Source organism: Rhodoplanes elegans (assembly GCF_016653355.1).
In the GTDB taxonomy this organism is placed as follows: domain Bacteria; phylum Pseudomonadota; class Alphaproteobacteria; order Rhizobiales; family Xanthobacteraceae; genus Rhodoplanes; species Rhodoplanes elegans.
On sequence record NZ_NHSK01000008.1, the window covers coordinates 1 to 5,635 of the forward strand.

At 69.7% G+C, this 5,635-nt stretch carries 6 protein-coding genes and 1 pseudogene; all 7 read left to right on the plus strand.

Annotated features, from left to right (window positions below; genetic code table 11):
* Positions 1-239 (plus strand): annotated as a pseudogene (locus CCR97_RS00720) (phage portal protein family protein); the annotation flags it as partial.
* A gap of 7 nt (positions 240-246) precedes the next feature.
* On the plus strand, positions 247-1,569 hold the full coding sequence (locus CCR97_RS00725; RefSeq protein ID WP_201159218.1) for a phage head morphogenesis protein: 1,323 nt from the start codon (positions 247-249) through the stop codon (positions 1,567-1,569).
* A gap of 493 nt (positions 1,570-2,062) precedes the next feature.
* On the plus strand, positions 2,063-2,626 hold the full coding sequence (locus CCR97_RS00730; protein ID WP_111360231.1) for a hypothetical protein: 564 nt from the start codon (positions 2,063-2,065) through the stop codon (positions 2,624-2,626).
* 143 nt (positions 2,627-2,769) lie between these two features.
* Positions 2,770-3,828 (plus strand): phage protease, encoded by a 1,059-nt coding sequence (locus CCR97_RS00735; protein ID WP_201159219.1) that lies wholly within the window; start codon positions 2,770-2,772, stop codon positions 3,826-3,828.
* Positions 3,825-4,205 carry a hypothetical protein gene (locus CCR97_RS00740; protein WP_338049040.1) on the plus strand — a complete coding sequence of 127 codons (381 nt, stop codon included), beginning with the start codon at positions 3,825-3,827 and terminating at the stop codon, positions 4,203-4,205. Before CCR97_RS00735 ends, CCR97_RS00740 begins: the two co-directional genes overlap by 4 nt.
* A gap of 26 nt (positions 4,206-4,231) precedes the next feature.
* Entirely contained in the window at positions 4,232-5,194 is a 963-nt protein-coding gene (locus CCR97_RS00745; RefSeq protein ID WP_201159220.1) for a capsid protein, read from the plus strand.
* Positions 5,195-5,207: 13 nt separating this feature from the next.
* On the plus strand, positions 5,208-5,477 hold the full coding sequence (locus tag CCR97_RS00750; RefSeq protein WP_201159221.1) for a hypothetical protein: 270 nt from the start codon (positions 5,208-5,210) through the stop codon (positions 5,475-5,477).
* The last annotated feature ends 158 nt before the right edge of the window (positions 5,478-5,635 follow it).

A 5,635-nucleotide genomic window follows, 5' to 3' on the forward strand; every position in this document is an offset into this window, starting at 1 on the left:
CGAAGCTCGACGTCGAGGCCGAGCTGGAGCGGCTCGCCGACGACGCGCTCGACGGCTGGGAGGCGATGACCGACCCGCTGCTGGCGCCGCTGCGCGCCGCGATCGACCGCGCGTCGAGCTTCGACGAGCTGATCAGCATGCTTCCCGAGCTGGCGAGCGAGGTCGACGGCACCAAGCTCGCCGAGGCGCTCGCTCGCCTCACCGCGACCGCTCGCGGCCTCGGCGATACGAGAGACTGAGGCCGCCATGCGGCCGAGCCCTCGCCAACTCGCGCACCTGGTCGCGGCGCTCGCCGCGACCCAGAAGCGCGGCATGGATGCGCCGCCCGAGGTGCTGCAGTATTTCCGCGCCAAGGATCTGCGGCCCGGTTTCTCCTGGGCCGACGTCTGGCGCGAGGAGCACGCCCATGCCTTCACGGTCGCCGGCGTCACCGAGACGCGGGTGCTCACAGAATTCCGCGCCGCGATCGACCAGGCGATCGCCGCCGGCACCGGGTTCCACAAATTCCGCGAGGACATGCGGCAGCGGCTCACGCCGCTCGGCTGGTGGGGGCCGCGCCAGGTCGCCGATCCCGAGGGACGGTGGAAGCCCAAGGTCGTGAACTTCGCCGCGCCGGCGCGGCTGCAGATCACGTTCTGGAGCAACATGCGGGCGGCGCGCGCCGCCGGCCAGTGGAACCGAATCCAGCGCACCAAGCGGGCGCTGCCCTATCTGCTCTACGTGCGCTCGGCGAGCGAGCGGAAGCGGCCCGAGCATCTGCGATGGGTCGGCACGATCCTGCCGGTCGATCATCCGTTCTGGTCGACGCATTTCCCGCCCAACGGCTGGAACTGCAAATGCTCGGTCCGCCAGCTCGACAAGGCCGACCGCGACGACTACCTCTCACGTCCGAAGAGCGACGCCGAGGACGCGATCAGCTACGACGACACGGCGCCCGATCTCGGCACCCGCACCCATGTGAACCGCCGCACCGGCGAGGTCGCCGAGGTGCCGGTCGGCATCGATCCAGGCTGGGACACCAATCCGGGCCTCTCGCGCGCCCGCACGCTGGTGCGCCAGCTCCACGACCAGCTCGATACGGCCGGCCCGGAGCGTGCGGCGCGGACGATCGCCAAGCTCTGGGGCGACGCCGCCGAGGGCGCCGCGGTCTGGCCGAAGGCGATCGCCCGGATGCCGGAGCGCGTCCACGTCCCGGTCGCCGCCTCGGCGCGCGTCGCGGCCGAGATGGAGACGGAGAGCGCCGTCGTCGCGATCGCGTCCGACACGCTCGCCGCCAAGACGGCGAAGCACGCCCGCGTGCAGATCGAGAGCTTCGGCCTGGTCCAGCGCATTCTCGACGCCGGCGAGTGGCTCGACGGCGGCGACCCGGCGATCCGCCACGTGCTGGCCGTGATCGACGGCGTGCACTGGGTGCTGGCAATGCGCCGGTCGTCGTCGGGCTACGTCCAGGTGCGCACGCTGTTCGCCGGCGACGCGCGCCGCTTCCGCGAGATCAGGGCGCGCGAGGAGCGCGGGCGCCAGGACCGCATGAAGCCCGGAGAGGAAGGATCGGTGGCCGGGGGGTCGTGACATCCCCGCGCCCTCGTGTGACGGCACACGTATGCTCGGCCACCGAAGGCAATATAGGCGCTCCCGAGCGGCTCCGGAAGCCGCCGGCAGGCGAGCCGCCAGGAAGCCCGCTGATGCGCCGCCGCGCTCCGGGGCATCTCGGCCCACCCGACCTCGAAACGGCTTCTATGCCCCCTTCTACGGGGCGGGACGGGGCGCTGGCGGGGGAGCGGCGGTCGCTGTCTACCGGTACGGCCGCAATGTGCCCCGAGCAGACTTCCGCAGCGTTTCTGCCCAGGCTAAATCTCGCAAATGAAATGTGCTCGTACGAGCTGCGCTTTCTGACCGCGGGAAAATCGGTGATAGCATTCTGGTCCTGGTCCATCCAGCCTGTGCTTTCAAATGGCACGCGATCTCTCGGTCTCCGTGCAAACGACACGCCTTTTTCATCTGGAACGAAAACATTGACCGACAGCAAGCCGGAACGACAGCGAGACATTCAAGGGAGGCTGGAATGGACAAGCGATCCGCTCAGATCGTGACGATTTGCGAATGCATCGACCACTGTTTTGCGTTTGCAATGTGGTGCGAAGATTTTGCTCCCTATCTTGATCCGGAGGAGATGATATGGGGCTTGGACCGTGCTGCTGACCTTCTCTCAGACGCCAGCCGACTGCAAAGCTTTCTCGCCTTGCGCAAGTTGGATGACTTTTTTGGAGGCGTTAAACCGAAACCCGGCGACCTCACGGCAGCTGACTTCGGTATAGAGACGCCAAGTCTGCTTGGCGAAGCTGGCAAGACCTTTCTTTCGGAAGATGAGCGGGGGAGGATAAACAAGGGTGTTGCCCATCTTACCGAACACCTTTCTCTTGCAGATGACAGCGAAGTTGAGCTTTTCGAGATCTTGAAGCGGTCGATGCCTGTATTCACCCGACTTGTGGCTGGACTTCGCAAACTGGACACCAGCGAAGACGCCGCAACTTGGCTCGATAGAACAAACGATCTGATCGAGCGGGGAATGAAAATCAAGACGCCTGCCGAAAAACTTGCCGAGCAAGCGCAGGCCCGGAGCGGGTGATGAGCCGGACGTCGAAGCGCCGAGTCTGCTGAGGCCGTTCCCGACGCATCAACGTTAGGCGATGCGCGTTACCGGCCCGATGAGGCGGGCCGCTGACACCTGTCAGCGGCCCATGATTTGCGGGGCACCCGTAGCGTGCCCCCATGCAGCCCCGGCACGCAACCCCCTCTGTTCCGCCCGACGTCGCCCTCGGCGTCGTCACGCTCGACGGCGCCTCGCTGGCGGCCGGCGGCGGCAACGATGACGCCGGCTGGGTGAGGGTCGCGCCGCGCGGCGAGATCACGACGCGGGACGGGCGGCGCTACGTGTTCGAGCCCGAGCGCCTGGTGGCGCGATTCGCGGCCGACGGCATCGACGTGCCGGTCGACGTCGATCACGCGATCTCGCGGAAGCCGCTGTTCGGCGAGCGCGCCGACGCGGTCGGCTGGATCAAGGCCCTGGAGGCGCGGCCGGACGGGCTGTGGGCGCGCGTCGAGCTGCTCGACGCCGGCAAGGCCGTGCTGGCGGCGCGCACGCATCGCTTCATCTCGCCGACCTTCCATCACACCGAGGCCGGTCTCGCGACCTGGCTGCATTCGGTCGCGCTGGTCGCCGCGCCCGCGCTCGCCATGGCGGCGATCGCGGCGGCCGTACCGCCGGCGAGCGCCGTGCCGGCGAGCCCCGATCCTTCTCACCACACGGAGAGACGCATGATCAAAGCCATCGCCCAGGCCCTCGGCCTGGCGGACGGCGCCGACGAGGCCGCGTGCCTCGCGGCGATCGGAACCCTGCAGGCGGAGCGGACGGCGGCCGCCGGCAAGGTCGACAAGGCCGTGCACGACCAGGCGCTGGCGACGCTCTCGGCCGCGCAGGCGCAGCTCGCCGCCCTGCAGGCGGCCGACCGCAAGACGCGGGTCGACGCCGTGATCGAAGGCGCCCTGAAGGCGAAGAAGATTCTTCCCGCGCAGCGCGACCACTACGTCGCTTTGTGTGCCTCCGACGACGGCCTCGCCGCGGTCGAGAAGCTTCTCGCCGCGACGCCGGCCGGCCTGCAGGCCTCGGGGCTCGACGCACAAGGAGCGCCCGATACGGACGCCGCAACGGACCCGGCCGCGCTCGCCGCACAGGCGACCGCCTATCAGCGCAAGCTCGCCGACGCCGGGCAGACCATCTCTTACGCCGACGCCGTCGTCGCCGTGTCGCAGAAGGAGAACCGGGCGTGAGCGCGCTGCTGATCAAGTCGTTCCAGGCCGCGGCCGCGGTCGCCGCGTTCCGCTTCGTGAAGTTCGCGGCGCCGGCCGCCGATCGCTCGGTCGCACCGGCGAACGCGGCGACGAGCCCGCTCGTCGGGGTCTCGGACAGCATGGGCGCGCCGCAGGGCGGCCTCGCCGACGTGATCCAGGCCGGACTCGCCGAGGTCCGTCTCGGCGGCACCGTCTCGGCCGGCGACTTCCTCACGGCCGATGCCGACGGCCGCGGCATCAAATGCGTGCCGGCGGCCGGCGAGGTCCGTGTCTACGGCGCGGTCGCGCAGGCGCCCGGCGTCGCCGACGACATCATCCCGGTGCTGGTCGGCATCGGCGTTCTCACCCCGGCCTGATCGCCGCGTCCGCACGAGGCTTGCCCATGGCTCCCGTCCGTCCCTTCGTCGTCGACCCGGTGCTGACCGCGGTCGCGATCGGTTATCGCAACCCGGCCCAGGCGCTGATCGCCGACGACGTGCTGCCGCGCGTGCCGGTCGGCGCCGAGAAGTTCAAGTGGACCGAGTATCCGCTCGCCGATGCCTTCTCGGTGCCGGACACGCTGGTCGGCCGCCGCGGCCGGGTGAACCAGGTCGAGTTCGGCGGCGAGGAGCGCACCGCCGAGGTCGACGACCACGGCCTCGAGGATCCGATCCCAAACTCGGACATCGAGGAGGCCCGCAAGGCGCGCGAGCGCCAGGTCTCGACCTTCGATCCCGAGGCGCACGCCACCATGATGCTGGCCGACCTGATGGCGAACGCCCGCGAGGTGCGGGTCGCCGCCAAGGTGCAGGCGCTCGACACCTACGCGCCGGCGCGGCGCATCACGCTCGCCGGCGGCTCGCAGTTCTCCGACTACGCCAACTCCGATCCGATCGGCGTGATCAAGACGGCCCTGGAGAGCACGCTGGTCTACCGGCCCAACACCATGGTGATGGGCAGCGCCGTCTGGTCGAAGCTCTCGTCGCATCCGGCGATCGTCAACGCGATCCGCGGCAATCTCACCAACAAGGGGATCGTGACGCGGGCCGAGTTCGCGGCGCTGTTCGAGATCGGCAAGGTGCTGGTCGGCGAGGCCTGGGTGAACCTCGCCCGCAAGGGCCAGCCGGCGAACCTGTCGCGGGCCTGGGGCAAGAACATCGCGCTCCTTCACATCAACCCGATCGCCCGGCCGGAGAGCGGCATCACGTTCGGGCTCACGGCGCAGTACGGCACCAAGATCTCGGGCCGCATCATCGATCCCGATGTCGGCCTGCAGGGCGGCGTGCGCATCCGCACCGGCGAGCGCCTGAAGGAGCTGATCGTCGCGAAGGACGTCGGCTACTTCATCCAGAACGCGGTCGCGTGACGGGAGCCGCGCCATGGCGAAGCGACCCGCAACTGCGGCCGAGCCGGCCGACACGGCTCCCGATCCCGCCGCGGCCGCCACGCCGGCCGAGCCCCCGCACGCCACACCGGACGCGAGCACGGACGAGGCGCCGACGGCGCCGCGGTTCTTCCTGGTGCTGTCGCCGCTGCTGCTCGACGGCGCGCTGCACGACATCGGCGACCGCGTCGGCCTGTTCGAGGCCGAGATCCCGGCCCTGCAGGCAGCCGGTGTGCTCGGCGAGGACGTGACGGCCGACACCTGATCTCTCGCGTCCCGTCACGGGGGTGCGGGACGCCCGGCCCGAACGGGCCCTGCCGCAGCGGTTCGCCGCTGCGGCGTCTTTCAGAACAGGCCGGAGACCCCCATGAGCTTCGCGACGCTTGCCGACGTGCTGGCCCGCTATCCGTCCGAGGCGACCAT

What these genes read in the sequence shown, in the direction of transcription:
- CCR97_RS00730 (WP_111360231.1), top strand. Translation starts at nt 2,063, where the DNA reads ATGGACAAGCGATCCGCTCAGATCGTGACGATTTGCGAATGCATCGAC.
- CCR97_RS00725 (WP_201159218.1), top strand. Translation starts at nt 247, where the DNA reads ATGCGGCCGAGCCCTCGCCAACTCGCGCACCTGGTCGCGGCGCTCGCC.
- CCR97_RS00745 (WP_201159220.1), top strand. Translation starts at nt 4,232, where the DNA reads ATGGCTCCCGTCCGTCCCTTCGTCGTCGACCCGGTGCTGACCGCGGTC.
- CCR97_RS00735 (WP_201159219.1), top strand. Translation starts at nt 2,770, where the DNA reads ATGCAGCCCCGGCACGCAACCCCCTCTGTTCCGCCCGACGTCGCCCTC.
- CCR97_RS00750 (WP_201159221.1), top strand. Translation starts at nt 5,208, where the DNA reads ATGGCGAAGCGACCCGCAACTGCGGCCGAGCCGGCCGACACGGCTCCC.